Source organism: Chitinophaga sedimenti, from assembly GCF_023156195.1.
Taxonomy (GTDB): domain Bacteria; phylum Bacteroidota; class Bacteroidia; order Chitinophagales; family Chitinophagaceae; genus Chitinophaga; species Chitinophaga sedimenti.
In genome coordinates this window covers 1,013,121-1,036,010 of sequence record NZ_JAKUKA010000001.1, presented here as the reverse complement: position 1 = coordinate 1,036,010, position 22,890 = coordinate 1,013,121, and the positions used below count along the sequence as shown (strand labels likewise).

25 protein-coding genes and 1 pseudogene are annotated in these 22,890 nt (G+C 50.3%); 6 read left to right on the top strand and 20 right to left on the bottom strand.

The genetic code is table 11. The features are described from left to right. Window positions 1–90 precede the first annotated feature (90 nt). The 16 genes and pseudogenes from MKQ70_RS06005 to MKQ70_RS05930 form a co-directional block, all read right to left on the bottom strand. Window positions 91–348 carry a cupin-like domain-containing protein gene (locus MKQ70_RS06005; protein WP_248069212.1) on the bottom strand — a complete coding sequence of 86 codons (258 nt, stop codon included), beginning with the start codon at window positions 346–348 and terminating at the stop codon, window positions 91–93. Between the two features lie 194 nt (window positions 349–542). Continuing rightward, window positions 543–1,501 (bottom strand): annotated as a pseudogene (gene ftsY, locus MKQ70_RS06000) (signal recognition particle-docking protein FtsY). 88 nt (window positions 1,502–1,589) lie between these two features. Next, window positions 1,590–1,763, bottom strand: a complete 174-nt coding sequence (locus MKQ70_RS05995; RefSeq protein WP_248069209.1) for a DUF4295 family protein — start codon at window positions 1,761–1,763, stop codon at window positions 1,590–1,592. Between the two features lie 99 nt (window positions 1,764–1,862). Beyond that, window positions 1,863–2,045, bottom strand: coding sequence for a 50S ribosomal protein L33 (rpmG, locus tag MKQ70_RS05990; protein ID WP_149837928.1), 183 nt, complete (start codon window positions 2,043–2,045; stop codon window positions 1,863–1,865). Window positions 2,046–2,073: 28 nt separating this feature from the next. Continuing rightward, window positions 2,074–2,310, bottom strand: a complete 237-nt coding sequence (rpmB, locus tag MKQ70_RS05985; protein WP_248069206.1) for a 50S ribosomal protein L28 — start codon at window positions 2,308–2,310, stop codon at window positions 2,074–2,076. A 158-nt stretch (window positions 2,311–2,468) separates the two neighbouring features. After that, window positions 2,469–3,059, bottom strand: coding sequence for a carboxymuconolactone decarboxylase family protein (locus tag MKQ70_RS05980; protein WP_248069204.1), 591 nt, complete (start codon window positions 3,057–3,059; stop codon window positions 2,469–2,471). A 217-nt stretch (window positions 3,060–3,276) separates the two neighbouring features. Continuing rightward, window positions 3,277–3,681 carry a redoxin domain-containing protein gene (locus tag MKQ70_RS05975; protein ID WP_248069202.1) on the bottom strand — a complete coding sequence of 135 codons (405 nt, stop codon included), beginning with the start codon at window positions 3,679–3,681 and terminating at the stop codon, window positions 3,277–3,279. Window positions 3,682–4,128: 447 nt separating this feature from the next. Continuing rightward, complete coding sequence (locus MKQ70_RS05970) at window positions 4,129–5,031, bottom strand: serine hydrolase (protein ID WP_248069200.1); 903 nt, start codon at window positions 5,029–5,031, stop codon at window positions 4,129–4,131. Window positions 5,032–5,071: 40 nt separating this feature from the next. After that, window positions 5,072–5,755 carry a TlpA family protein disulfide reductase gene (locus MKQ70_RS05965; RefSeq protein WP_248069198.1) on the bottom strand — a complete coding sequence of 228 codons (684 nt, stop codon included), beginning with the start codon at window positions 5,753–5,755 and terminating at the stop codon, window positions 5,072–5,074. Between the two features lie 201 nt (window positions 5,756–5,956). Continuing rightward, window positions 5,957–6,601, bottom strand: a complete 645-nt coding sequence (gene bshB1, locus MKQ70_RS05960) for a bacillithiol biosynthesis deacetylase BshB1 (RefSeq protein WP_248069196.1) — start codon at window positions 6,599–6,601, stop codon at window positions 5,957–5,959. A 77-nt stretch (window positions 6,602–6,678) separates the two neighbouring features. Then, window positions 6,679–7,071 carry a DUF4294 domain-containing protein gene (locus MKQ70_RS05955; RefSeq protein ID WP_248069195.1) on the bottom strand — a complete coding sequence of 131 codons (393 nt, stop codon included), beginning with the start codon at window positions 7,069–7,071 and terminating at the stop codon, window positions 6,679–6,681. 50 nt (window positions 7,072–7,121) lie between these two features. Beyond that, window positions 7,122–7,292, bottom strand: coding sequence for a hypothetical protein (locus MKQ70_RS05950; RefSeq protein ID WP_248069193.1), 171 nt, complete (start codon window positions 7,290–7,292; stop codon window positions 7,122–7,124). A 377-nt stretch (window positions 7,293–7,669) separates the two neighbouring features. Further along, the gene (locus MKQ70_RS05945) at window positions 7,670–8,635 is read right to left on the bottom strand and encodes an alpha/beta hydrolase (protein WP_248069191.1); all 966 of its coding nucleotides are present in this window, start codon (window positions 8,633–8,635) and stop codon (window positions 7,670–7,672) included. 126 nt (window positions 8,636–8,761) lie between these two features. Further along, window positions 8,762–9,316 carry a hypothetical protein gene (locus MKQ70_RS05940; RefSeq protein ID WP_248069188.1) on the bottom strand — a complete coding sequence of 185 codons (555 nt, stop codon included), beginning with the start codon at window positions 9,314–9,316 and terminating at the stop codon, window positions 8,762–8,764. Continuing rightward, window positions 9,258–11,216, bottom strand: a complete 1,959-nt coding sequence (ccsA, locus tag MKQ70_RS05935; RefSeq protein WP_248069186.1) for a cytochrome c biogenesis protein CcsA — start codon at window positions 11,214–11,216, stop codon at window positions 9,258–9,260. The genes MKQ70_RS05940 and ccsA overlap by 59 nt, the downstream gene beginning before the upstream one ends. A gap of 163 nt (window positions 11,217–11,379) precedes the next feature. After that, window positions 11,380–11,778: a cytochrome c maturation protein CcmE domain-containing protein gene (locus MKQ70_RS05930; RefSeq protein WP_248069182.1), complete on the bottom strand. Its 399-nt coding sequence runs from the start codon at window positions 11,776–11,778 to the stop codon at window positions 11,380–11,382. 244 nt (window positions 11,779–12,022) lie between these two features. Between MKQ70_RS05930 and MKQ70_RS05925 the strand changes: the two genes are divergently transcribed. The 3 genes from MKQ70_RS05925 to MKQ70_RS05915 are packed head-to-tail and all read left to right on the top strand — an operon-like array spanning window position 12,023 to window position 14,887. Continuing rightward, window positions 12,023–12,976 (top strand): agmatinase family protein, encoded by a 954-nt coding sequence (locus tag MKQ70_RS05925; RefSeq protein ID WP_248081093.1) that lies wholly within the window; start codon window positions 12,023–12,025, stop codon window positions 12,974–12,976. Further along, on the top strand, window positions 12,969–13,568 hold the full coding sequence (locus MKQ70_RS05920) for a hypothetical protein (RefSeq protein ID WP_248069180.1): 600 nt from the start codon (window positions 12,969–12,971) through the stop codon (window positions 13,566–13,568). The genes MKQ70_RS05925 and MKQ70_RS05920 overlap by 8 nt, the downstream gene beginning before the upstream one ends. A gap of 23 nt (window positions 13,569–13,591) precedes the next feature. Further along, window positions 13,592–14,887 (top strand): radical SAM family protein, encoded by a 1,296-nt coding sequence (locus MKQ70_RS05915; protein ID WP_248069176.1) that lies wholly within the window; start codon window positions 13,592–13,594, stop codon window positions 14,885–14,887. Here the strand turns inward: MKQ70_RS05915 and MKQ70_RS05910 are convergent. Next, window positions 14,850–16,094, bottom strand: a complete 1,245-nt coding sequence (locus MKQ70_RS05910) for an MFS transporter (RefSeq protein ID WP_248069174.1) — start codon at window positions 16,092–16,094, stop codon at window positions 14,850–14,852. The genes MKQ70_RS05915 and MKQ70_RS05910 overlap by 38 nt on opposite strands. 71 nt (window positions 16,095–16,165) lie before the next feature. Between MKQ70_RS05910 and MKQ70_RS05905 the strand changes: the two genes are divergently transcribed. The 3 genes from MKQ70_RS05905 to MKQ70_RS05895 all read left to right on the top strand — a co-directional run bounded on the left by MKQ70_RS05905 (window position 16,166) and on the right by MKQ70_RS05895 (window position 20,814). Continuing rightward, on the top strand, window positions 16,166–17,881 hold the full coding sequence (locus MKQ70_RS05905) for a sulfite exporter TauE/SafE family protein (protein WP_248069171.1): 1,716 nt from the start codon (window positions 16,166–16,168) through the stop codon (window positions 17,879–17,881). 149 nt (window positions 17,882–18,030) lie between these two features. Then, window positions 18,031–19,515, top strand: coding sequence for a DUF5723 family protein (locus tag MKQ70_RS05900; protein WP_248069169.1), 1,485 nt, complete (start codon window positions 18,031–18,033; stop codon window positions 19,513–19,515). Window positions 19,516–19,527: 12 nt separating this feature from the next. Further along, entirely contained in the window at window positions 19,528–20,814 is a 1,287-nt protein-coding gene (locus MKQ70_RS05895; RefSeq protein WP_248069166.1) for a bifunctional folylpolyglutamate synthase/dihydrofolate synthase, read from the top strand. 39 nt (window positions 20,815–20,853) lie between these two features. On the opposite strand, the gene MKQ70_RS05890 is transcribed toward MKQ70_RS05895, so the two are convergent. Genes MKQ70_RS05890 through MKQ70_RS05880 form a run of 3 tightly spaced genes read right to left on the bottom strand, consistent with a single transcriptional unit; the run spans window position 20,854 to window position 22,715 of the window. Beyond that, complete coding sequence (locus MKQ70_RS05890; protein ID WP_248069165.1) at window positions 20,854–21,402, bottom strand: NUDIX hydrolase; 549 nt, start codon at window positions 21,400–21,402, stop codon at window positions 20,854–20,856. 6 nt (window positions 21,403–21,408) lie between these two features. Beyond that, on the bottom strand, window positions 21,409–21,942 hold the full coding sequence (locus MKQ70_RS05885; RefSeq protein WP_248069163.1) for a YfiT family bacillithiol transferase: 534 nt from the start codon (window positions 21,940–21,942) through the stop codon (window positions 21,409–21,411). Next, window positions 21,885–22,715, bottom strand: coding sequence for an ABC transporter ATP-binding protein (locus tag MKQ70_RS05880; RefSeq protein WP_248069162.1), 831 nt, complete (start codon window positions 22,713–22,715; stop codon window positions 21,885–21,887). The genes MKQ70_RS05885 and MKQ70_RS05880 overlap by 58 nt, the downstream gene beginning before the upstream one ends. Window positions 22,716–22,890: the final 175 nt, after the last annotated feature.

Genomic DNA, 22,890 nt, shown 5'->3' with positions numbered 1-22,890 from the left:
TGTCGGGCCATTTGAAATCCTGTACCAGCTGCGGCGCATGCTGAAAAATGTTGAACAGGAAAATACGCAGCTCCACCGGTCCCGCCTGGATCATGTCCGGTAATCACCAAAACGGATGTAATCGTCCGCGCCATTTACCAATACCCTGGCGCCGGCCCTGGTATTATTGTACACACCCACCGTTTTGTCGCCTACAATGGATTTGAAGTAATCCCAGGTCCATTTGTTCTTCGCCACCCAGTCGTTCGACAAACCAGTGATGATAAGTGGCCGCTTAGGCTCATAGTAGTTCTTTCTAAAATCTTCCGGGCTGATATCTGAAACGCGGTCAATTTCTCTGATCTGCATAATTTTATGGAATAGATGGGAGTGAAACAATATTGCAATAACCAAATTTAAGGAATAGATCATTTTAACGCACACGTAATATTTTTATTGGTTATCAAGCGGTCATCTCCCCTTCAGCACCGTCGGGCAACCACCCGTCCAACAAAAAAGGCCGCCCGAACCGGACAGCCTTCCAAATAATATCATTCTGAAAACTATTTCACACTAAACAGCGAATCCACGAACTCCACGCGGTCAAACACCTGCAGGTCTTCCATTTTTTCGCCGATACCGATGTATTTCACCGGGATCTTAAACTGGTTGGCAATGGCCAGCACTACACCGCCTTTGGCCGTACCGTCCAGCTTCGTAATGGCCAGGAGGTCACTTCGGTCGCCGCCGTAAACTGGCGGGCCTGTTCCAGTGCGTTCTGTCCGGTTGAGCCGTCCAGCACCAGCAATACTTCGTGCGGGGCATCGGGAATAATCTTGTTCATCACCCTTTTGATTTTGCTCAACTCGTCCATCAGGTGAATTTTGTTATGCAGGCGGCCGGCCGTGTCAATAATGATCACGTCCGCACCTTTTGCCACACCGCTCTGAACGGTGTCGAAAGCAACCGCACCGGGGTCAGATCCCATTTGCTGCTTCACGATGGGTACGCCCACCCTTTCGCTCCAGATGGTCAGCTGATCTACGGCGGCGGCGCGGAAGGTATCCGCGGCTCCCAGCAGTACCGATTTACCGGCTTTCTTAAAATTATAAGCGAGTTTACCGATCGTGGTGGTTTTACCCACCCCGTTAACACCCACCACCATGATCACATAAGGTTTCTTATCCGCGGGCGTATCAAAATCCCGGAACCCAGCGTCCGGAGCGTCTACCAACATGGCGGCCACCTCGTTCTGCAAGATCTGGTTCAACTCACTGGTGTTCATGTATTTATCTTTCGACACACGCTCTTCAATGCGGTTGATGATCTTCACCGTGGTTTCTACGCCCACATCCGCACTTACCAGCGCCTCTTCCAGGTTATCCAGTACCTCAGCGTCTACGGTCGACTTACCCGCAATAGCGCGGCCGATCTTGCCTAAAAAACTCTCTTTCGTCTTCTGTAAGCCCTGGTCCAGGCTTTCTTTCTTTTCACGCGAAAAGAGTTTATTAAAAAAACCCATTAGTTCAAATGTTGATGGTTAACGGAAAAACACAAAAAGCCGTCCCATAAACGGACAGCTTTCGTGCAGTATGATTAGTAAAGCCGAATTACTTCTGGTTAAAATACTCAGTAACTTTATCCTTGTGGATAATCTGGTCTTTAAAAGTATAAGCACCGGTTTTAGGAGAACGCACAGCTTTGATCACTTTAGTCCACACTTTCGCTTCAGCTGCTGCTTTCAGGTCTTTTACTTTTGAGTTCTTTGAAGCTTGTTTTGCCATCTTATATAAAAGTTAATACGTTAATTGTTAAGGTTGTCAATCGTCAAGCGCTAATCGTAGTCTTAAACGATTAACAGCCAGGCAATTAAAGTTTCTACCTTATTTAATTTCTTTGTGTACGGTTACTTTCCTCAGAATAGGATTGTACTTTTTCAGCTCCAGACGCTCCGGAGTGTTTTTCTTGTTCTTGTTGGTGATGTAACGTGAAGTACCGGGTTGGCCAGAAGTTTTATGTTCTGTACATTCCAGTATTACTTGCACCCTGTTACCTTTCTTTGCCATTTCGTATAAATGTTAATTGGTCTTTAAACTAGATTTCCTGGCCGGCAGCACGCAGTTCTTTTACAACTACATACAAACCTCTCTTGTTGATGGTTCTGATAGCATCAGCAGACACTTTCAATGTGATCCAGCGATCCTCTTCGGCGAGGAAAAAGCGTTTTTTCTGCAGATTGGGCAGAAACCTTCTCTTAGTTTTGATGTTAGAGAAAGATACGTGATGACCCGTAATAGGCTTCTTTCCCGTCACCTGACATACTCTTGCCATGTTCCTTAAAATTTTGGACTGCAAATGTCGCAATCTTTTGGATAAATAGCAAATTATATAATCTCTATTTATTCACAAAAAATCTGACCGTCTAATAAAATAGACACTTTTGCAATATTGTTTAGACATAAATTACTTACAAAATGGCTGGTGGTAGCTTACGCCAGCACCACTACAAGACTCTTTATCACCGCCCCCAGTCTCACCGCATCAGCCACGCGCTGCTGCGCCGTACCGTGCTTCAATAAAGCTTCTTCGTGCGAAGTTACGCACATTTCACATCCATTCAAAGCGGAAACCACCAGGCTCAACAGCTCGAAAAACTCTTTTCCCAGTACCGGGTTCGCCATAATGCTCATACGGATACCCGCCGGCGCGCTCGTGTAAAACTCTTTATTTACGAAATGACGGAAACGGTAATACACGTTGTTCGCGTTCATCAGCGAAGTACAGCTGATCGCTTCGGCCACTTCTTTATCGGTAGCACCCGCCTCTGCAGCCAGTTTCTCAAAAGCCGCCTGTAAAGTCCCCAATTTCTCGTTCATCGCCACAGACAAACCAATCAGGTATGCTTCCTTCTTTGTCAGCGTTTGGGCATCCAGCGCGTTCGTTACGTTGATTTTCAGATCTTTCAGGTACCGGGCGTCGGTAGCCGCCAGTTTATCCAGCTGCGCAGGCATACCGGAACCGGCCATACCTACCACCTGCAATAGCTGGTGAGCGGTATCCTGGTTAGTTGTTGCAAACATATTTTTCTATTGAAATTTGTTGAGTAGAGGAAGAAAAGCCGGTGGAGGTCCCACCGGCTTTAAAAAGATTAAGCTGTCAGGGTCGCTTCACCTTTCTGCCAGTTGCAGGGGCACAGCTCGTCTGTTTGCAGCGCGTCCAGTACACGGATCACTTCTTTCACGTTACGGCCTACATTCAGGTCATAAACAGAAGTCCAGCGTACAATACCTTGCGGGTCTACGATGAAAGTAGCGCGGTAAGCGATTTTTCTTCCGCTTCCGGGATACCCAGCTCAGACGCCAGTGATTTGGATGTGTCGGCCAGCATCGGGAATTTCAGACCACGCAGATCTTCATGATCCCTTCTCCATGCAGCGTGTACAAATTCGCTGTCGGTAGAAGCACCGATCAGGATAGCATCGCGGTCTGCGAAGTCCTGGTAGTGATTGTTGAATTCAGCGATTTCGGTCGGACAAACGAAAGTGAAATCTTTCGGCCACCAGAACATCACCATCCATTTGCCGGAAGAACGGATTTCTTCAGAGGAAATGTCGTAAAACTCTTTGCCTTTCTCGATGGATACAACTGCCTTCTTTTTGAACTCAGGGAACTGTGCACCTACTGAAACTACTGCATTTTTCATGATACTATATCTCGGTTTATTGATTTTTATCCGGGTGCAAAAGTCCTACTTACGCTTATTAAAATCAAATCGATTTTATGTTTTGTACTATAAAGAAAATCTATTTCTTTTTCAAAATTGATAGTTTATATCTTTAGAGGAAGCCACCAGCGATGCTTCCGCAGCGCCATGCATTATCTTTAAAAACACAGGTAAAAAATAACCCTCAAATTATGTTACCCCTTCACCTTTTGGCACAATATTTAGTTATAATGATGTAAGAAATTAAATTGACAGGATATGAAAATCAGAAATGTACTTTTCGTTGTGCTCACGATTGGCCTTGCTTTGATACCGATGTTAAAAAACCTCGGCAAACAGGATGAATTCGATGCCACAAGAGACCTTTTCATCTAGTTTTAACGTGTATAGTAAAGCACCCTGCAAAACGGGCCTTTAAACACGTTCCTACAGTTGATCCCCAACGGGGATGGGCCTCCAATTGCCATCCTTTTCATAATGTTTCCAGATAGTATAGCCTACAGCCCTCAGTAACACGAGGGCTTCGTTGTTTTTAGTCCAGCGCTGGTCCTTATTATCTTTCGTGATAATACAGTATACATAGTCGCCATGTGGCGCATTCACCATAATCACCTCCGAACGCGATTCATTCACCGCCCCGTTTTTAGAAGCCGTGCGCACATGATTGGGCACCTGCTGCAGCCCCTGCCCATCCCAGAAGTTGCGGGTAAGGTTGCGGTAAATGCGATCGCTGATTGCGGGCGAAATCACCGCTCCCCGATAGATCATCTCCATCAGCCGCGCCATTTCCCGGGGCGAGGTTTGTCCCCAGCCATACAATTGCTGATTTTCCCGGCGGCCTGGCGTACGCGAATTTACGCGGGTAACGGCAAAGCCATGTTCCTCCAACCAGCTGTTAATGGCGGCGCCGCCACCGGCCAGGGATTGCAGCCACAGGCTGGCGGTATTGTCGCTCATGGTGAGCATCAGCATCATTACTTTAGACAGGGCGATCTTCTCCCCGCTTTTGAAGGAACCGAGAATATCTTCGCCGGCGTATAGCAGCGAATCTTTGTACTCGAGAAGCGAATCATACTTCAACTCCCCTTTGGCTATTTTATCAAAAACACCCACGGTGATCGTGGTTTTGATCATACTCGCGGTCGGGAAAACGGTATCTGCATTAATAGCTACAAATTTATCTTTCTTAAGATGATGCACATACACGCCCGCTACGCCCCGATGTGCGTCCAGCAGGGGTTTTAGTTTAGCCGATAATTGCTTGTCTTCTTTCTGGGAAAATGCGGGAACTGCCGCCAGCAGCAGCAGACAAAGGATTTTTATTCTCATGACGTTTGTTTAGGCGCTGGTAAAATAGGGAATTTATCCCTTAATACCCCTGTGCCTCCAACCGTGCGGCCGATGTTGAATCCAGGTCGAAGTGCAGCAGCGTGAAATAGCGGTCCGGGTCCGACTTTTTCATATCGTCGATCTTCACCCCATCTTTTGCATACGCTTTGAACGATTGCTTTACAGTATATCCTTCCCGCGCACGCAGCAACGCATAAGCCACCCAGCCGCCTTCATCCGGCGCCAATCCGCTTCCGAGCACCTTTCCGCCCGGACCTACCAGCAAATGCGCCGGTAATCCTTCATTACCAGCCCAAAGCACCCGGGGTTCTCCCCGGTCCACGAAGTAATTGAGGCCGCGCAACTGCTTCTCCCGCACTAACTGCCGCCACTTCGCCTTTTCGTCGGGCGTACCCAGGCAAACATTCACAAAGGTCACGTCTTTTCCTTCCAGCTTCTGCGCCATTTTATTATGATCGGGCATTTCGCCGATGCAGGGGCCGCACCAAACCGCCCAGTAACCGATATATAACACGCTGCCGGCCGTAGTATCCAGCATGATCTTATTCCCGGAGGTGTCTTCCACCTCAAAGCCTGCAAAGGACTCCCCCGCTTTTTTAGCGTAGCCTTTTACGACCTGGTTAATCAGTATTGTTTTACAGGAAAAAGCCGCAAGGGCAAATATGGCAACAAGCAGAACAGCATGCTTAGGTTGAATGCGCATAGGTAACATCATTTACAAAAAGGGAATAAATGCAACAGCCCGGTTAAGTCAAAAAAATGCCAATCTCATCTATATAAAAGAAGCGCGCCTGCAAACGTTGCAGGCGCGCTAAATATCAGGATACGTTACTGATCATGTCGTTGAAACTTCGGAGGCCAATCATTTTTTGAGAGGTATATCCTTCTGCATACTCCACACCGATCATCTTACCAAGCATCCGGGCGCGGTACACCACGCTGTCGAAGAATCCCTGTCCGGAAATATAGGTTTGCGGCTCGTTATCGCTGGCGGCCAGAACTGCGTTTTAAAACACTTGATCGCCTCGATCTTCTGTTCCATGTAAGGCGTAATATCCAGCACAAAATCAGGCTCGTGATAGCGGTCCTGTATGAAGTGGAATACCTGTTTCGGGCGCCATGCTTCCTGCGCCACGCCGTCCACGCTCGTTTCAATGCGGCGTAAACCAGCCATAAAGCAGCTATCGGCTATCAATTTGGCAGCGCGGCCGTGGTCAGGGTGCCGGTCGTCGATGGCATTGGCCAGTACGATGTCCGGGCGGTATTTGCGAATGGCAGTAATGATCGCCAGTTGTTCTTCGGTGTCGTTGCGGAAAAATCCATCCTTCAGCGCCGGGTTCTCCCTTACTTCCACGCCCAGCACCTTCGCCGCAGCGCTGGCCTCCTCCTGGCGGGTCTCCGGCGTACCACGGGTACCAAGTTCGCCCCGCGTCAGGTCGACGATACCAGTCTTTAACCCCTGCGCATTATGCGCCAGCAAGGTACCGGCACAGGCCAGTTCAACATCGTCCGGGTGAGCGGCAATTGCGAGAATATCGAGTTTAATCATCTTTGCGTATTAATATTGGTTCGTGTGTTGCAACAAATAGTTTGCAAAGATGGGTAAAATGCGGGAGCTAAAAAAGTCTAGTTGTAGTAGTTATAGAGCTGAATTTCCTGTACAATCGCCTCAATGTCCCGGTCATCATTCTTATCGAACTCGCTTTTGAGGTTGCCGCCGAAGAAGAAAGCAACGGTTTGGTATAATTGCGCATTGAACCCGCCCTTCAGTTCCTTAAGGATCTCGAAGCAGTTTTCGCCGGTTTCGCGGTGAATGAGTTTCATCAGCACCTTACCCTGATAAATGGAGAGGTTTTCGAGTTTATCGCCGAACTGGTCCTTTAGTTCCTTTTCCTTGGTTTTGAGATAAGCCTTCCGCTTTTTCTTATCCGGCATATTGTCCAGCTGCGCACTTACGTCTTTCAGGATACGGGAGGCCTGCCGGGCATACGGGTAGGTAACATATACCGCATTCCGCAACCGGGTCCACTTTTCGCGTTGCTTGCGCAGGCGTTTGGGCAGGCGGTCCGTTACCTCAAAAATGCCCAGGTGATGGAGGGAATCGTATCGGTGCCGTAAATCGCAACGCGTACTGCAATGGTGTCTCTCCCTCTGCGCTGCTGTGCGCGGGTCGGCAGACCGGCTACCAACAGGCAGGCGCAAATGGCCAGGAAAGAAATCAAGGTGCTTGTACGGCGCATAAGCATAAGTCCACAGGCATCGGGCCCAATTAATAAACGGGGTTGTTCCGCTAAAATTACTCAGATCAATTTAAAATAAAAAATGATACCAGGTATGATCATTAATACAAATTTGACTGAAAAGTAACCCTGCCCCGGATGGTTCAGTGATGGTCCGGTGACGGTTCAGTGGTGTTTCGGTAAAGGTATGACAAGCTACATCTTTACTGTTCCTTTCGCTGATCCTTCGCTCATCCTTCGCTAAACCCTTTGCCACAGCCGTTTTAACGTCGGATGAGCGAAGGATGAGCGAAGGATGCTGCTAAGATGCTGTTACGGTGCGCAAGGACAACATTACAACAACTGATTGCTTATCAACACTATAAGGACTTCACCTACTATTCCACATCACTATATTGCTTTAACCCCAACACCTCCGTCATAAACCTTGCGATCTCCCTTTCCACCCCTTTCACATCTTTAGAGGTAATACTCGACCCGATCACATGCGCCCCGGCTTCCGGCATCGCCACCGCCCTTTTCTGAGCAGCCGGCGTACCCAGCGCTCCGTTCATTTCCGGGATAGCGGATACTTTTACGGTAGGGTCCTGCTCCCGGGCATTTTTATAGTAATACAAATTAAGTACTGGTTGATGTATCGCCCTGAACATATTGTCAGACATTGTGTTATCTAACAGATTTTGTAATTCTACTACTGCTTCCAAACGGTATTTCATATACCAGTATTTAGGTTGATCCGGGTACTTGGGTTGGGAAATGTTATAGTTGCCGCCACGCACCAAACGGGATAACTGCAGTCCCCAGGGTGTATTCACCATTTTAATCATCGGCTCGTTAATGGCAATGTTCGGTGAAAGGTTCACCACGGCATACACCTCGTTTGGGAACTCCGCGGCCAGGGTCAGTGCCAGCGTGCCGCCCGTGGAGCAACCCATCAGGATCACCCTGTCACCCAAAGCACGCCCTATAGACAATGCCTGGCGGGCATCGCGGAGCAGACCGGTAGCTGTCATATTCATCAGTGGCTCGGTCGTATCAATACCGTGCCCATCCAGGCGTGCCAGGTACAGGTTAGCGCCAAAACGGCGGGCTGTGTTGCGGTGCACCGGGTCGCCCTCCATTTCACTGGCCGAAAACCCGTGCAGGTAAACGATGCTCACCGGCGTTTTACGGCGCAGGGAATCGTACCACACGATATGTGCTTCGTTATTGGGCTTCAGGTGGTGCAGGCTTTCGCCCGCAGCGATAAAATGTTCGAGGCTATCAGGTTGGGAAGGAACGGCCGGCAAGGGACCGGTAACAACAGGTGGCTTCGGAACGGGTCCGATAAAATAGAGGGCCACCAGCAGGGTAATAATGGCGGAGAATGCGCCATTTCTTTTTCAGCATAAGGATCTCATTTAACGTACGCAGGACCGGGATGCCGGCAGGAACCGCGTTAACAGTTCCCGCCGGAGCCGTCCGTTACGTTATCGCTGCCTGATCCTGTAGTACATACTCATCAGGAAGCCGATAATCATAACGACGATCCCTATCCAAAGTACGTTAATAAACGGAAATACCAGCGCCCGCAATACAATATAATCTTCGGATTTGTCCACCTCCTTGATCATCAGCTCAATCTGCTTGGTCTCGGGCAAAATACGGGCAAATTGCACGTTCAGTGCCAGCGGCTTAATGGAGTCTTCCACCTGGCGAACGGTTGAATCGCGCAATACGAAGATCGGCTTCAGGGTAAACTTCTCCTGGTTCTTCGTGATCACTTCCAGGTTGGCTGCTACCGCTACCTCGCCCTGCTGCGCCGTGAAGCCATCGCGAACGGGGTCTCTTTCCAGCCCGCGCATCACCATAAAGCCCTGCGAGAAGAACACGGAATCGCCTTCTCTCACCTTGTACGGTTTATACACCGCAGCCGATTTAAGGGCTTCCTTGTTCGGCAAACCTGTTACATAGGTAAAGATGTCTTTAGTAAGATAGTGCTTGGAAGCAGGGTTCGGCGTAATCGTGCCTTCCCCCTTTAGCATTGGTAAATGCGTCCGGGTACAGGGTGAAACGTTCCGTAGGCACTGCCTCACGATTAGGCTTGCGCTCGTAACGCACCACGTAGTACGATTTCGGGTCGCCCACCGCCGAAGAATCGCCTTCGTAGGTAACATAGTAAGGCCCCATCTGTATAGGCATGCCTTTCGGCAGCATCAGGTTCTCACGTGAGTTCTGCTTGCTTTCCTCGTTAAAGTATCCATCCGGGATACCGGCTTTGTCGAGCGACAGTACCTGCATCTTGGAAGAAGATATCAATACGCCCAGCAGCACCATACCAAAACCGATATGCGCTATTGAGGCACCAGCGGCCTTCAGTTTACCTTTCAGACCGGAGAAGATGTATGTAAAGTTCCCCACGATCGCGAATATGCTGGCGAACAACATCATGTAAATCGCCACCAGGAAGCCCGGGCCGTATTTATTGTAATCTACTTTACCGAAAACGATGATGGCCACCGTTGCCACCAGGGAAAAGCCCAGGGGCAGCAACAGCTTCTTCAGCACGGTGCCGCGCGGGGTGTCCTTCCATTTCAGGAATTGGATCAAACCGGTTAACAGTCCCAGCACGATAGCTACCCAAATCTGGATTTTGTTATAGTAGAACTCCGGCTCTGTCGGCGGCGCCAGTTTTTCCAGTCCGGGTATTTTCTGCCATACCGGGATAGAGGTAGCATACGTGATCTGGATAGCGGCCACCAGTAATACCAGGGAGCCTACAAACAGCCAGAACTCACGGCTGTATGTGCTTTCTTCTCTTTTGGGAGAAGGGATCTCTTTGCTGTATCGGATCAGCATCCATATCGCCGGAATGGTGAAGATGCCCATGAATACAAGCAGCTGGCCGCTCATACCCAGGTCCGTAAACGCGTGTACGGAAGTTTGTCCCAAAATACCGCTCCTGGTCAGGAACGTAGAGTACAGGATCAGTACAAACGTGATAATAAAGAAGAAGAAGGTCGATTTTAATGCATGACCGCTGCTCTTATAAGCCAGCAGCGTGTGAATGCCCGCCACCATGGTTAACCACGGCACCAGTGAAGCGTTTTCCACCGGGTCCCATGCCCAGTAACCGCCAAAGGTCAGCGATTCGTAGGCCCAGGCGGCTCCCATCATAATACCGGTACCCAGCATCATCGTGCCGAACAACGCCCGGGGCAAAGCCGGTTTAATCCAGCCGCCAAAGTCTTTGGTCCACAAACCGGCCACTGCGTAAGCAAACGGAATAATAGTACAGGCAAAACCCATGAACAGCACCGGCGGGTGAATCACCATCCAGTAGTTCTGCAGCAGGATGTTCAGGCCGTTACCGTCTTTCATGAAGTCCATCTGCATATAGTTGGCAGACTGGAAAATGGGCGCACCCACATTCTCTAAACGCATGAGAATGAATGGGTCAGACCCTACATGATAATTTAAAATGTAAATGCCGATCAACATAGAGCCCAGGCAAACCTGCGCCAGCGAAATCACGGCCATTACAGGGGCTTCCCACTTTTTGGTAGTAAAGGTGAGGATAACACCCAATACACTATGCCAGAAGCTCCAGAGCAGGAAGCTGCCCTCCTGTCCTTCCCAGAAACACGCCAGCAGGTAGTTCATCGGCAGCGAGCGGCTGGAGTGCTGAAAAGCATATTTATACTCGAACAGGTGGTTAGAAATGATATAATATAAGGTACAGAATACGACCAGCACGGAAGCCGACTGCACATAATAACCCCAACGTCCCAGTTTGCGCCAGCTGTCGCTGACCGCCACATCTTTTGCTCTCACCGCGCAGGCGTAAGATACAGTCGCCGGGATAGACGCCACAAAGGCTACTATCGCAAAAAGGTGCCCTATCTGACCGGGGAGCAAATGTTCTCCAACAAATTTCGTTTCCAAGATATACAGCAGGATTGTGTTTAAAAAAGTGTGCTAAAATAAGTATTCAGGTCAACGCGGCGGATGACTTTTGTCATGAAATGTTCATCCCTTGTAATGGGATAGCCACGGACTGAAGGTCCGTGGCTATTTCCGGGAGATATAATATATTTCTATACCCGTATCAGACTGACCGGCCGCTGGATGCGGTCTGCTGGTCTTTGTACTTGGACGGGCATTTCATCAGTATCTTGTTACAATAGAACTCGCCGTTTTTCATCTTACCGGTGAGTACCAGCTCGGTGGATTTGTCGAAGTCGGTAGGACGGGTGCCGTTATAGATCACCTTCCTGATTTCGCCGGACTTATCCTTCATGTAAAAGGTGAAGTGGTTGGCGTCTTTCTGTGCATCATAGTGCATTTCCTTAGTAGTGTCCAGTGCGCCTACTACATGGTACATCTTTCCTTCCTTAGCGCTTGCGGTGGCAAAAGTCTCATATGTACCGAAATCCCCGATCGTCATCACGAGTGCGGCAACACATGCAGCAATCATGACCAGCAAAACAATATTAGTCTTCTTCATTCCCTTACCAGATTAAAATAACAGCGCAAAATTACGTCAAAATATGTTTAGAATGACTAAAAAAGGAGCAGCGGAAAATGGGAAGGATGAGTTCGGACCCTTCTTGTTGCTAAATTACCTTAACTTTGCGCCGAATTACGAAAAGTACGACGATCATGGCTGATTTATCGCAATTTGACCCCAACGCGGTCGGTTTGCTGTCCAACAATGTTTTCGGCCTTCCTTTTTCCGAGGAAGAAGCCGGCTGGTATTAGTTCCCGTTCCCTGGGAAGTTACCGTTTCCTATAGCAATGGCACCGCGCGCGGTCCGGAGCATATTTTCAATGCTTCTTTGCAGGTAGACCTGTACGATGCCGATGTAAAGGACGGCTGGAAGCAGGGGTATTATATGCGTACGCCGGACAGGCAGCTGCTGCTGCGCAGTGACTACCTGCGCAAGGAAGCGGAACTGTACCTCAAATGCCTCATCGAAGGCGGTGACGTTACCCAGAACGACTTCCTGCGCCGCTCGATCAATGACGTGAACGTAGGTTCCCAGAAAATGATCCAGTGGGTGTACGACCAGACCAAAGAGCTGTTGGACAAGGGCAAGCTGGTAGGCCTTGTTGGTGGCGACCATAGTACGCCCCTTGGCTTCTTTAAAGCCATCGGCGAGCACAAAGGCGATTTCGGGATCCTGCAGATCGATGCACACTGCGATCTGCGCGACAGTTACGAAGGCTTTACTTATTCGCATGCCTCCATCATGTACAATGCACTCAAAGAAGTGCCGCAGCTCAAAAAGCTGGTACAGGTAGGTATTCGCGATTATTGCGAAGAAGAAGTAAATTACATTAACGATAACAGCGACCGCGTGACCACCTTCTTTGACAAAGACATCAAAGAAAGAATGTTCGAAGGCGAAAGCTGGAAATCGGTTTGCGATAGCATTATTACCACCTTGCCGCAACAGGTATATATCAGTTTCGATATTGATGGCCTGGATCCGAAGCTGTGTCCCCATACAGGTACACCGGTACCGGGTGGTTTTGAGGCCGAGCAGATATTTTACCTGTTCCGCCGTGTGATCGAGAGCGGCCGCCAGCTGATCGGGTTTGACCTGAACGAGGTGAGCGCCGGACATGATGAGTGGGACGCGAACGTGGGCGCCAGGGTGTTATTCAAGCTCTGTAACTTCATGATTAAAAGCAATGCATAAATTCCGCATCCTCCATCCCAATGCCGTTACCCGGCTCAGGTTGCAACCTGCCATGCACGGGCTGGTAGGCGTATTGTTTTTGTTCAACGCTATTGGGGCGTACCGCATTCCCCAGCCTAACTGGGGCATTGTGGGCCTGTTCTTCTTTGCCGGCATATCCAGCCTGGCATTGCCTTTCCAGTTAAGAAAGGCGCAGAAGTTCGCAGAAGTAAATACCATGGCCAGGCTTATACAGGCTCTCCTGCTCCTGAGCAGCTGCCTGTACTTCCTCAGCCACCAAATTCCCTTTTCCGCCATGTTGCTGTTTTTTGCGGGACTGGCGATCGCCTACATAGGGTATGCGGAATATAAGATACTCCAGCCCTCTTACGCAGAGCTGGACACCACAGGGGTTTCGCTGCCGACCATCTTCGGCAAAAAGCGGTATCCCTGGAACGATCTGAATAACGTAATTTTGCGCAATGAGCTGTTTACCGTCGACTTCAAAAACAACAAGCTGATGCAGCTGGAGGTGCTGGATGAAATAGGAACGGTGGAAACAGCGGACATCAACGCTTTTTGCCTGCAACGGCTGGGAAAAAGCGAACAATAACGGTTACCAATAAACGATAAACATTGAATATCACACCATACATATTATACTCCGACGGTAAAGGCAATATTTTCGAAGACCTTTCCCTCCATCCTGCCGGCCGTAGCGGCTGGGACGCCATGCCAATCCCCGACGACGAATGGATCGAGCTGCCGGACGGCGGCCAGCTGTACGAACTGCCGGGCCGCAGAGGTATTGGACTGGATGCTGAAACGGGAGAAATGGCATTGTGTGATAAAGGTTGGGCGGTAGCGGCTTTTATTCCGCCCGCACATACCGGCTACTACGTGGCTGCGTACGAAACCCTGCCCGATGCGCCTACCCTGCCGCTGTTCTGTTATACAGCAGTAGGCTGGTACGATGGGAAGTTTTATGTACCCGCCCGACGTGTGGAGCAGGACATCCGCCAGGAATGCGCCGGCTTCGACGACAAAAAGGTAAAAACGGGCGTAACCGACATGCTCGAAGCCTACCCGCATAATCGCCTGGTACAGCACCTCGCGAACAACTGTGCGCTTACTTACCACTGCCCCGCAGCCCGTAACTATTTTATGGGCAGATGGGAGTGCCCGATCCCCTCGTCTCCCGCCTGTAACGCGAACTGCGTAGGCTGCATCTCCTTCCAGCCGGAAGAAGAAAGCATCGTGAGCACGCAGGACCGTCTTACGTTTAAACCTACGGCGGAAGAGATCGTAGAGTTTACCGTACCGCATCTCGAAAGCGCCCCCTTCCCAATCGTGAGCTTTGGCCAGGGTTGCGAAGGCGAACCTTTGCTGATGTGGGAAACCATCCGCGAATCCATCATCGAAATGCGCAAGCACACGCCGAAGGGCAGCATCAACATTAACACGAACGGAAGCAAACCCAATGCCGTAAGAGCCTTGTGCGAAGCGGGATTGAACAGCATCCGCGTGAGTCTGAACTCCGCGCGCGAAGAAATATATACACCTTACTACCGCCCGAATAACTACAAGTTCGAAGACATCGTCGAAAGCCTGAAAGTAGTACGCGAGTTCGGCGGCTGGACCTCCATCAACTACTTCGTATTCCCGGGTATGACCGATTCTGTAGCCGAATACGAAGCGCTCCGCAAACTGATTATCGATACGGACCTGCAGATGATCCAATGGCGCAACTTTAATATTGACCCGGACTGGTACCTCGGCAAAATCGGCGTGGTGGAAACCGGGGAGATATTAGGCATGAAACAGCTGATGGACCTGATCCAGGAAGAATTCCCGAACCTGAAATACGGCTACTTTAACCCGCCGATGGAAAGGATCAAAGGGAATTATGAAGCGGATTTTGCGCATTATTAGTCTCCTCCGTTACTTTACTGTACAACCACCTGAAACCTGCGAAGGTTAACAGGCAAAGTACGCTTACGATCAGCCACCAGTTGGTAAAGCCGGTCCACTGTACCATGCGCGCCCCTACCGTGGGCGCCAGGATGTGTGCGCCGGAGTAAGACATGGTGTAGAGCGCGGCGTACTGTCCCCGGTTACGCGGGCCGCAGCGGGAGGTCCAGAAGGCGTTCATGAAAGGAAGCGTGAGTATCTCCCCAAAGGTGATGGCGCCCATGAATATGAAGGCTACCCATACGGCTTTGGGCATCAACACAAAACCTAAGAAGCAAATGGCCTCGAGCAGCAGGCCGTAGCCGATAAACACGAGACTATGGCGGCGCCCTTCTATTTTGAAGATGAGCAGCATTTCGATCGCCGCGATGATCAGGCCATTGAGGCCCATACATACGCCGATCGAGAACTTGCTCATGTGCATCACTTCCGAGAAGTATACCGGTACAATGGTAAACATCTGGAAAAAGCACATGGCGTTAATCAGCGAAAGAAAGATGAATACGATGTATAAACGATCGCGGTAAGCGGAAGTACCGTCTGTGAGCGGCCCCACCTGCTGGTGTACCGTTGGTTTATTCGCTTTGGACGGATCGAGCAGGAAGCGGATGAGGAAAGCGGCAAGGATACAGGTACACCCATCTACCCAAAATAACAACTGGTAACTGAAGCTGGCAAGAATACCACCGATGGCCGGACCAATGGCGAAACCGAGGTTTACGGCCAGGCGGTTGAGCGAGTAAGCGCGGGTACGGTCGTTATCGTGGGCATAGTGCACAATGGCAGCGGCGTTGGCCGGACGGAAAGCCTCTCCCACCGCGCTCATACAAAAGATGCAGATCATGAAGCCATGCAGGCTTTGCATCTGCCCCAATATAAAAAACCCACCATTCAGGAGCAGGCTCCAGAACTGTACTTTATCGAAACCGATGCTGTCTGTGAGTTTGCCGCCGATGTACGCACCTAAAATAGCGCCCAGACCAAAGCATGCCATCACCAGCCCGGCATCGGCCAGGGAAAAATGCAGCGATTGCGTAAGGTATACCGTCATAAACGGGATCACCATGTTGCCACAGCGGTTAATGAAAAGTACGAGCGATAACAGCCAGGAAGATGGGGACAAACCTCCGTAAGCACCTCGGTACAGTGCAATAGTTTTGTTCAGCATAGTCTGCTGCGAAACTAGCATTTTACCGCCACATTTGTACCTTTGCGTCCATGTTGGAAACATCAATACTTGTGTTGTGCGCATTTTCCTTTTGCGCGGGCTTTGTGGACGCGATCGTTGGCGGCGGCGGACTGATACAAACGCCCGCCTTGTTGTTTCTCTTTCCGCAATACCCGGTGCCTGCACTGCTGGCCACCACTAAAATTCCTTCCGGCTCGGGTACCGCACTGGCCACGTACACTTACGCTAAAAAAGTAACGCTGCATACGAAACTGCTGCTCGTCATGGGTGTTACCGCGTTCTTGTTTTCGATGTTCGGGTCTTCGATGGTGAGCAGGCTGCCCAACCAGTTCCTGAAACCGTTTATGCTGTGCTTACTGACAGGTATTGCGATCTATACATTTATCAATAAGAACTTCGGACAAGCCACCGAAGCGCGCCCGCCGATCCGTAACGCCTGGCCCATAGCGGTGGCGATTACCGCACTGATCGGGTTTTACGATGGGTTCTTTGGTCCGGGTACGGGAAGCTTTTTCATATTACTTTTCATTGGTGTGATGGGCCTTGATTTCCTGCACGCGAGCGCACATGCGAAGTGCGTGAACCTGGCGACGAATACCGCTTCCATCATCTATTTCGGGGCAAAAGGATTAATCATCTGGAAGATGACCATTCCCATGGCGGTGAGCAACCTGGCCGGCTCGTTCCTGGGCGCAAGATTTGCGATATTGAAGGGAAATAAAATGGTGCGTTGGTTCTTCCCGGGCGTTATCTGCTGTACCATCCTGCGGTTCGCATACGACCTCTTCCCCGGGCAAACAATAATAGCGGATATTTACCGTTCCCATAAAAGGCGCATCAGCATAAAGAAAAATACTAACTTTGAAAGCATGACGAAGGAAAATACGCAACAAAAGAATACCAAAGCACTGGTGGTAACGATCGTAGTACATGCGATAGTACTCGCTATATTGCTGTTTATTCCTTTGTCGCAACCGGCGGCGCCGCTTCCCAACCAGGAAATGGGAATGGAAGTGAACCTCGGTACTTCTGATGATGGTATGGGTGAAGAGCAGCCGCTCAACCCGAACCCTCCTGCTGCCTCGGCTCCTGTACACACGCCGCAGTCGGCGCCTGTAGCCCAGGCGCAGGAACAGGGCAATACTGAGGAAATGGCTACACAAACCGACGAAGATGCGCCGGAAGTGCCTACGCCTCCTAAACCCGAGCCGCGTAAAGAAACACCTAAAACACTGATGCCGAAACCGGAAAAGGCAAAGCCCAAACCGGTAGCGGAAGCACCCAAACCTACGCCCGCTCCGCCTGCTCCGAAACCAAAAGCAATCTTCAGCTCCAGCGGCACCAACACGGCAGCTAATGCCGGCAATGGCGCTAATGGCTCCAATAATTCCAATGGCGAAGGTAATACCGGCAAACCCGGCGATCGTGGTAAGATCAATGGCGATCCTAACGCCAAAGGTTACGATGGCGATGGCGGTACTGGTAATACCCGTGGCGCGTCTAACTTCCGTTTGTCGGGGCGTTCGCTGGTGCATGTACCCAGCCTTACCTACGATGGTGCGGAAAGTGGATACGTAGCGGTAGATATACAAGTAGACCGTACCGGCAAAGTAATATCGGCTACCTATAACCCCAAAGGCAGTACGCTGAATAACCGCGCCCTGATTGACAAAGCGATCAGCGCGGCGAAAGAGATCAAGTACAATGCTAATCCGGACGCCGCCGAAGTTCAATTCGCAAAAATCCGCTGCTTCTTCGGCCGATAAAATTATTTTTCCATTACTGGTTTAAGGAACGCATACGGCGAGCGCTACATTTCGGGCGCGTTTTTTGCCTTCTACAACTTTCGAGGGACACAACCATCCAATAAGCGTAGTAACTTCCGCGTTATAGGACGAACGCCCGAACGAAAACCATGACATTCCGAATCAACACTAAATTGCTCATTATTACCGGTTTAATGGTAATTGCAGGGCATGCTCACGCGCAGATATTTCCGGGCTATCAGAACAGCCATTTCGCCGGTATACACGGTGTTTCCACTAACCCTGCATCCGCAGCCGGCACCCGTTATAAATGGGACGTTAACATCGTTGGGCTGGATGTAAAAGCGGGCAACACTTATGTAAGTTTCCTGAAATCGTCTGTATTTGCGCCGCCAGACAAATTCGTGCGTAATACGGATTACTTTTATGACACGCTGGGCTCGGGCAAACAATATGCCTGGGGCAGTATAGATGTGATGATGCCTTCAGTATTGTATTCCATCAACACGGAGTCGTCTGTCGCCTTTACCTGGCGCGTACGTGGCATGGCGAATGGCGGAGGTATACAAACCTCGAGCGCGAATCTGCTCGCGGATAATTTTCCGGACAATCCGAAATACTATAATAAAACCGTGGCCGACAAATACGGCGCAGGCATGGCCCATGGCTGGAATGAATTCGGCTTGACCTATGCCCGCACGATCCGCGACGATTATAATGGCCGCTGGAAAGCCGGCGCCACCCTGAAGTTTCTCAGTGGCTTTGCTGCCGGTTATGGCGTAGCCCGCGATGCCTCGGTGTTATTGAATAACCGCAACAGCGTTGATATCACCGGCGAAGCGCACTTCGGTTACAACCGCGAGCTGGATGATGCGGGCGACGACTGGCGTAACACCGTAAGCCTCTTTGGCAATCCCGGTGTGGCCCTCGACCTTGGCATTATTTACGAATGGCGCCCCGACAACGACGGTTTCGGCAGTCGCGATTCAGACGACAACGCGAACTGGAACCCGGACAGCGACGATTTCAAAGCCCGTTTTGGCGTATCCATTACCGATATAGGCGGTATCAGTTATGCAAAGGCCGATAACAACCGCGACCTGAACCTGGACCAGAAAGGATTTATCGTAGACCTTGCCCGCAAGCAGCGCAACGAGAGCCTTAATCAGTACTTAACCCGCGTTGGATCTTACTTCCAGGAAATTCCTTCAAAGGATAAATTCTATATGAACCTGCCTACCACCCTCAACCTGATGGCAGACTACAATATCAATCAACGTTTCTTCATATCGACCAATGCGGCCATCGCCCTCAACAGCTTTACCGGCGACGATCATAAAACATATGCCTTAACGCAGCTGCAGATTACACCGCGCTACGATATCAATATGTTCGGCGCCTACCTCCCCTTCCAGGTGAACAGGTTTGGTCAGGCCGATGCGGGTGTTGTACTTCGCGCCGGCCCACTGGTGATCGGCTCTGCCAGTCTTTTCAGCAACCTTATAAGGAAGGAATTGAATCATGCGGATGCTTTTGTAGCTTTGCGGGTAATTCCCATTCACTTTAACAAAGGCGGAGGCGGATGGTTCCGTAAAAAAGCCAGACCAGGCATAGACTGTCCACCGCTGCCATGATGCTGCCGGACCATGAACTACGCGCAAACCATCGAATACCTGTATAGCCAGTTGCCTATGTTTACACGCATCGGCGCTGCTGCTTACAAAGAAGACCTTAACAATACCTTTGCCCTGGCGGCCCTGCTGGATCAGCCGCAGGATAAATTCAAATCCATTCATGTTGCCGGCACTAACGGCAAAGGTTCTGTAAGTCATATGCTGGCGGCCGTTTTCCAGGAAGCCGGGTATAAAACAGGGCTTTATACATCGCCACACCTGAAGGATTTCAGGGAGCGGATCCGCATTAATGGGCACCCCTGCCGCGAAGACTTTGTGATCAGCTTCGTGGAGCGTATGCAGCAGGGCATCAAAGACATTGAACCTTCCTTTTTTGAATTAACCATGATGATGGCCTTTGAATACTTTGCCACGGAGCAGGTAGACATCGCCATCATCGAAACGGGACTGGGCGGCCGTTTGGACAGCACCAACATCATTACGCCGGAACTATCCGTGATCACGAACATCAGCTTCGATCATATGCATATACTGGGCGATACCCTGCCTAAGATCGCGTTTGAAAAGGCGGGCATTATTAAACCCAACGTGCCCGTAGTCATCGGCGAAACGCAGGAAGAAGTGAAACACGTATTCGTGGAAACAGCGGAGCGTAAAGCGTCGCCCATTTACTTCGCAGACCAGCAGTGGCGTATTACGGACAGGCAGCCCGAACTGGAAAACCTCACCCTTACCATCCTGCAGGACGCCGATCCCGTAGCGCACAACTTCACGCTGGACCTTACCGGTCATTACCAGGAAAAGAATCTTTTATCGGTACTAACGGCTACGAATATACTCCGGGAACAAGGCTGGCAGATCAGCGATGAACAATTACACAGCGCCCTCTCCAAAGTAAAACTATTAACAGGCATCCGCGGCCGTTGGGATGTGATTAACCGCGCGCCCTACACCGTGCTGGACGTGGGACACAACGAGGCAGGCATCCGCGAAATACTGCAACAGCTTACCCTGGTGAACTATAAGCAACTGCACATCGTTACCGGTTTTGTGAAAGACAAAGATGTGAGCAAGGCGCTGGAGTTACTGCCAGGCTTCGCGCAATACTATTTCACGAAAGCGCAGATCCCACGGGCGATGGAGGAACATGAACTCTATGAACTTGCGGTAAAGGCCGGGTTATCGGGGCAAACGTATCCAACAGTGGCGGAGGCATTTCATGCAGCGCGCGAGGCGGCGGATAAGGAAGATATGATCCTCGTGTGCGGAAGTTTCTTCATCGTGGCGGAAGTAATGTAATTGTTTGTGGGGCATGCATATATGCCCCGCAAACAACCACTAATATTTTAATAGTCCCAGCTCCGCCAGGGCATAAAACAAACAGGATGCATGCAAACTCTGCACGATCTTGTTCTCCTTCAGCAACCGGACTACTTCGGCGGGCGTCATCAGTATCACTTCTATATCTTCATTATGATCTAATTGCTGTTCCTGCACCTTTTTACCGCCTTTTGCCAGGAACATATGGGTGAGGTTCGTATTGGTCGAAGGGTTCGCGGATACAGCCCCTAAATCTATCACTTCCGTAAACGCATACCCTGTTTCCTCCAGCAACTCGCGGCGCATGGCAAATTCGGGACTCACATCGTCCGGGTCCATGGTGCCGCCGGGAATCTCGATCAGGGTACGGCCAATTGCATGGCGGTACTGTTTCACCATGATGATCTTACCATCTTCTGTTACGGGCACCGCATTCACCCAATCCGGGTATTCATGCACATAATAAGCCTCTACAATTTTGCCGTCGGGTGTTTCCGCTTTGTCTTTACGCACGGTAAGCCAGGGCTCGCGATGCAGGTATTCAGATTGCAGTAATTTCCATTCCATGATATGTTACCAGCCTTTACTTTCTTTCAGATTTACAATGTGTGCGAGATGGTGTTTGCCATGCCAGGCATAGTTAGCCAGTGATTCGCGCAGTTTATAGGTGTATTGATTCGCCGGGTGCACAAAAGTGCGCGCCAGCTGTTCGTCCGACAATGCCTCCAGCAAATTGGCCCAGCGGGTATGTAATGCGTGCAGCAACGTGACCGACACGTTGATCGGCGTGCTGGTTACATCGGGCAATTCGGCCCAGGCTGCCTCCCCGTAGGGTTTAATAACAGGATTGTCTTCGGTGAGGGCCAGCTTAAAACGCGTCACGGCGTTCATGTGGCTATCCACCAGGTGATGCACCACCTGCGCTACTGTCCAGCCACCGGGACGATAAGGCGTTTGCAGCTGGTATTCATCCATGTGCTGAACGGCGATCTCCACGAGGGTTGGCAAATGGCGGATATCATTGATAAATCCTATCCGTTGCCTGTCCGTCACCGTTTCCGGCAATTTAAAGTGCCCAATGGGGTATTTGAGTGCTTCCAGGTCCATATCTGTGTTTTTAATGCTCCCTTAAATCTTTCCCGGTAAGATGGATAAACACATCCTCCAGGTTCGCCTTTTTCACCTTTCTTCCTTTCAAAACCTGAAGCCACCAGCTGATCGATCAGCCCATCCGGACTGTCTATCGCAATAATACGGCCGCTGTCTACAATAGCACAACGGTCGCAGAGGAACTCGGCCTCATCCATATAGTGGGTGGTGATCACCACGGTCGTACCCTGCGCCCGCACCTTCAGGATCAGGTCCCACAGGTTGCGGCGGGCCTGCGGGTCCAGGCCCGTAGTGGGTTCATCCAGGAAAATCACCTTAGGTTTGTTAATGAGGGTGGTGGCGATGGAAAAACGCTGCTTCTGTCCGCCGGAAAGCGCCTTGTAACGTGCATTGGCCTTATCTTCCAGGTTAAAGAGCTGCAGCAATGCCTTTGGATCCACTTCCTGGTTGTAAAGCCCGGCAAACAGCCTGATCAGCTCTACCAGGTTCAGTCCCGGGTAATAACCGGACGATTGCAGCTGCACCCCGATCACTTTCTTGATGGCCTCCGGGTTTTCATCCAGGTTGATGCCGTCTACCCAAACTTCCCCAGAGGTTTTGGAACGGAGGGTTTCAATGATTTCGAGCGTGGTGCTTTTACCGGCTCCGTTAGGGCCAAGCAGACCGAAAATCTCCCCTTCATATACATCAAAACTGATCCCGTTCACCGCCGTAAAATCACCGTACTGCTTCACGAGGTCCTTTACCGCGATCATCTTCCTTTTTTCCATGAGGGCAAATTACAAAATAAATGGAGGAAATGTGCGGGGCGAAAGCGGTGTTTAGGCGGGGGAATTCTACTGTAATTCTACTATGATGCTACTGTAAGTCCATGAAAAGTTCATGCCGAGGCCATCCCCGGTCCCTGACGAAAGCACTTGTTATTCATGTTAATGGGGCTATTGG